The following is a 618-nucleotide window of genomic DNA, read 5'->3' on the forward strand; positions in this document are numbered from 1 at the left end:
CAAGGGCGTGGACGGCGAGATGTGGGCCGTGCACGGCGGCGGCTTCTACCACTCCAACAAGTACATGGTGGCGCCCAAGTGGCTGCCGCTGCCCGAGAACCTGCACTGGTCGTACTGGGAGAGCTACTCGACGTGGCTCACGGGGTTCGGCCTCTTCACGGTCCTGTACCTCTTCAACGCCGGGACCTTCCTGGTGGACAAGAGCGTGCACGACTGGTCCGCGGGCGCGGCCATCGGTGCGGCGCTGGGCTTCCTCGCGGCCTTCTGGCTGCTGTACGACGGCATCTGCCGCACGCTGGGCCGCAGGAAGAACGGTGACCTGATCGTCGGCGTGCTGGTCTTTGCGCTGGTGGTGTTCGCGGCCTGGCTGGCCTGCCAGCTGTTCGCGGGCCGCGCGGCCTTCCTGCTGGTGGGCGCGATGATGGCCACGTCCATGAGCGCCAACGTGTTCTTCTGGATCATCCCCGGGCAGCGCACCGTGGTGGCGCAACTGCGCGCCGGGCAGCCCGTGGACCCGGTGCACGGCCAGCGCGGCAAGCAGCGCAGCGTGCACAACACCTACTTCACGCTGCCGGTGCTGATCGCCATGCTGTCCAACCACTACGGCTGGCTGTACCA

General features: G+C 67.8%; 1 protein-coding gene. It reads left to right on the top strand.

Annotated features, from left to right (window positions below; all coding sequences use genetic code 11):
* A partial coding sequence (locus ALA01S_RS31360; RefSeq protein WP_174548683.1) for a urate hydroxylase PuuD occupies positions 1-618 on the top strand: 618 nt, incomplete at both ends.

Source organism: Azohydromonas lata NBRC 102462, from assembly GCF_001571085.1.
Classification (GTDB): Bacteria; Pseudomonadota; Gammaproteobacteria; order Burkholderiales; family Burkholderiaceae_C; genus Azohydromonas; species Azohydromonas lata.